Here is a 2805-nt window from a genome sequence, read left to right as displayed (position 1 = left end):
TTCCGGATGTATTCGGCGCGGGCCCGGAGGCGTTCGGATATCGGCGAGGGAAGAGACAACGGCGCGACCGGACTCGCCCGAAGCTGGTCGAGAATGACTGCGACCAGTCGTTCGGCGCGGGCGCTGCCGGCCTCCGCACGGGGTACTTCGAGAAATGCCAGGATGAGTTCGCGCAGAAGCGGCGTCGTGGCCGCTGAAATTGCTGGCGGCATTTGAGACTGTCCATAGGCAGGCACTATGGGGTGACGGCGGTGTCCGAACCAACCGTTGGGCAGTGACACAGTTGTAGCCTTGGACCGAGTCGGTCGATGCAGTTATCGCGCACAGCCGATAATTTTTGGCAAGAATACTTTCATGAACTCATAGATATTTCCTTTCCCAAGGTCCACTTCATTTGTTTCCAAGAAATCAAGAAATTCCTCAGAAAGCTTTTGCCGCCCACCAAAAGCTTTATCGAAAATCTCGACAAGAGCGAAGTCGCCAAATACGAAGGTGAAGTCGCAGTCCAAATCGGCGCAAATTGCAAGGCGGCCATCCGCTCGCATCATCCCGCATGGCCGCATACCTAGCTCACTAGCATAGGCGTATAGCCAATCTCGGCGTTCTGGACTGTATGGCGCCCAAAAAACCGGCTCCGGACTACGCTCGGCCAAAGGTTCCACCCAGAGATAACACCCTCCAACGAAATGCTCGCGAAAAAAGGCATCGAACATCTCTTCCGTCCATGTGCCATTGGTTGGCCCTTGAATCCCCAAGCACCCTTCAAGCAACCGAGCTTCGATATTTGCCTTGGGAGCATAAACCTTCCGATCGGGAACAATATCATCGCCCATGTCCACGAGCTCGATTTTCCGGAGCAACAAGCTGCGCGCGGCCTCTCTTTCTCGGGCGGATAGAGGCCGCATTCCATCTAAGATTTCTTTGAGTTGAAAACGAGCGCTAGTCATTTGATGCATCCCGTTCCAGAAGTCGAGCTACGAAATCTGACCTATGGCGTTTGCGTAGTGGTTTGGCTGCTGGAAGAGTCGGAGCCATTGGTTTCAGTGCCATCATTGGTCTCGTCACTGTTTGAGCTTTCCTCGCCTTGCGTCTGGTCCGGCTGAACATCGAATTTCTGGTTCTTTTTCCTGTCATCCGGATGTTGCAATTCTATTCCAGGGGCGAGCCATGCGATCTCCTACACGCAACGACAGCCGTGCGAACATAGCAAAGTGCACAGTCACAGTAATCGACGTCGTTGCGTCAGGTGGCGCGGCGGAACGACAATGCGAGCAATGCGGGGAAGGCGAGCTATGCAGTCAACCCGCACAAGGACGGTCGGGCGAACATAGCAAAAAGTGCACTGTGCCGTAATTCCTGCGTAATTCCTGGTGCAAATTCAACGGATCACGCGTTCGTCATCTCTATTTGCTCGGGCAACAAGGAAAACCTTTATAGCAATGTATATTATTCTTGGAACATTTAGTTTGCCAGCATAGGCCACCTGTACTTATATTTATAATAATGACCTTCAGCGAAGAGACTCCCTTTATTCATCCCTTTTTCAAAATTTACTCTAGCCTCTTCAATCTTCCCTTCTGATACCAGCTGAAACCCATACAGGTAGTAAATGGCGGCCAAAGTCCATTCATTTTTTTCGGCGAACAGCGCGTGCACGCGCGGGTCGCGCGCTCGCACGAGTATCTTCATCCACAAAAAAAGAGGCATCTCGCCCTTCTTTTCGGACGCCTTGCGGAGCCAATACTCACTGGCCTAGATCTTTGGATAGACATTTGCCGTTTGCAAAGTCCGTACCAACAGCGAGCTGGGCATCTGGGTCGCCACTTTCCGCCTTTGGCAAAAAGTAAGCTTTCCATTTTTCTCTTTCCTCGGCAACCTCATCCATTTTTCCTCTCTTTCCGCCTTCCGATTCAGCCACGTTCAATTGGACATGCATGAGTGCGAGGAAATGGGGCGGAGTCTATCCCATTGTACGAAAGTCGGTTCTCGGAGCCATTTTCGGTTAAAGTCAGAGTGCTCTAAGAACCGACTTCAACGCCGGCGACCTGGCCTTCGGCTGGGCGGGGTGTTGGGGGGGTGCCAACCTTATCGGGCGGAGCTGAAAGACCTGGCCTATTTGATGGGTTCTGATTGGCGGGTTGTTCGATTTGTGTTGGAGCATCGGTTGTCTCAGGGGCCGGAGGCGGATTTCCCAGCAGTGATTGAACAAAAGCAAATACTGCCTTAGCGGCTTCCCAGCTTTTCTTGGGATCTTTTACTGTTTCTTGGGCGACCTTTTTAGTGCTCCTGCTGCAACCTCTACCGGCTTATCTTCGGATTTCTTTGAAGAATTAGAGGTTGGTTTTGTCGAATTAGATGGATTGGAATTATCTGATTCTTTTTTCTTCTCTTTGGCAGCTGGACTCTCCAATCCGTTTGGCGCATTCTTAACACTATCGTCAGCTTTAGATTTTTCAGCACTCTGCGCGCCCCCGCCCTCTCCTGAGTCTGCACCTAACGGATCCTTGCCCGCGTTTGGATTGATTCGTCATCGCCACCGACCGCGCATTTGCGAAGCGCGTCGGAGGCGCCACGCCGGGTCAGCCTACCGCCGCAGGTGTCTCGCCTGGTCGCCTTAGACGAGGCTGGATTCACCGTCCGCGACAGCCGAAATCAGATACTCGTGGCTTAAGGACGCCGCCGGTACTTGGCGTCAGTCAAATCGAGCCCAGCCTGGCTGTATTCGTCCGGCGCCTGAAGCATGTCGAAATGGCTGGCATTGGACAGGATGACTTCCTTCGCACCGGAGTGACCGAAGCCATGTAG

At 52.8% G+C, this 2805-nt stretch carries 3 protein-coding genes and 1 pseudogene; all 4 read right to left on the bottom strand.

Translation table 11 applies throughout. The features are described from left to right. A pseudogene (locus NKI72_RS34460) lies at window positions 1-191 on the bottom strand (AraC family transcriptional regulator); the annotation flags it as partial. A gap of 123 nt (window positions 192-314) precedes the next feature. Beyond that, window positions 315-947 carry a hypothetical protein gene (locus tag NKI72_RS34455; protein ID WP_352693952.1) on the bottom strand — a complete coding sequence of 211 codons (633 nt, stop codon included), beginning with the start codon at window positions 945-947 and terminating at the stop codon, window positions 315-317. Between the two features lie 514 nt (window positions 948-1461). Then, window positions 1462-1707, bottom strand: a complete 246-nt coding sequence (locus NKI72_RS34450; protein ID WP_352852176.1) for a hypothetical protein — start codon at window positions 1705-1707, stop codon at window positions 1462-1464. A gap of 37 nt (window positions 1708-1744) precedes the next feature. After that, complete coding sequence (locus NKI72_RS34445) at window positions 1745-1885, bottom strand: hypothetical protein (protein WP_352693950.1); 141 nt, start codon at window positions 1883-1885, stop codon at window positions 1745-1747. Window positions 1886-2805 lie beyond the last annotated feature (920 nt).

Origin of the sequence: Mesorhizobium sp. M0437 (genome assembly GCF_040321335.1) — a bacterium.
Taxonomy (GTDB): domain Bacteria; phylum Pseudomonadota; class Alphaproteobacteria; order Rhizobiales; family Rhizobiaceae; genus Mesorhizobium.
Note: the sequence above shows the minus strand (reverse complement) of the source record. Positions and strands in the feature narration are given on the sequence as shown.

Bases quoted from the DNA above. Each gene is read 5' to 3' on its own strand.
- NKI72_RS34455 (WP_352693952.1), bottom strand. From the start codon at position 947: ATGACTAGCGCTCGTTTTCAACTCAAAGAAATCTTAGATGGAATGCGG.
- NKI72_RS34450 (WP_352852176.1), bottom strand. From the start codon at position 1,707: ATGCCTCTTTTTTTGTGGATGAAGATACTCGTGCGAGCGCGCGACCCG.
- NKI72_RS34445 (WP_352693950.1), bottom strand. From the start codon at position 1,885: ATGGATGAGGTTGCCGAGGAAAGAGAAAAATGGAAAGCTTACTTTTTG.